General features: G+C 44.4%; 1 pseudogene. It reads left to right on the top strand.

Going from position 1 to position 250, the window contains the following annotated elements:
- Window positions 1-250 (top strand): annotated as a pseudogene (locus AB4512_RS23455) (glycosyltransferase); the annotation flags it as partial.

Here is a 250-nt window from a genome sequence, read left to right as displayed (position 1 = left end):
GAAGAGCTGCAACCCGATGTCGTGATGTTTGACCGTTTTATGATGGAAGAGCAGTTTGGTTGGCGTGTGGAGAAGGTATGTCCGAATGCATTTAAGTTACTGGATACGGAAGACTTACAGTTCCTACGTAACGCGCGGCATGAAGCTGTTAAGAAAGAGACTGAACTGACCAAAGCGCATTTGTACAGTGACTTAGCGAAACGTGAAATTGCTGCGATTTTACGCTGTGATCTTTCGTTGATCATTTCTA

The organism is Vibrio sp. 10N.222.52.B7, assembly GCF_041474275.1.
Lineage (GTDB): Bacteria > Pseudomonadota > Gammaproteobacteria > Enterobacterales > Vibrionaceae > Vibrio > Vibrio crassostreae_C.
Note: the sequence above shows the minus strand (reverse complement) of the source record. Positions and strands in the feature narration are given on the sequence as shown.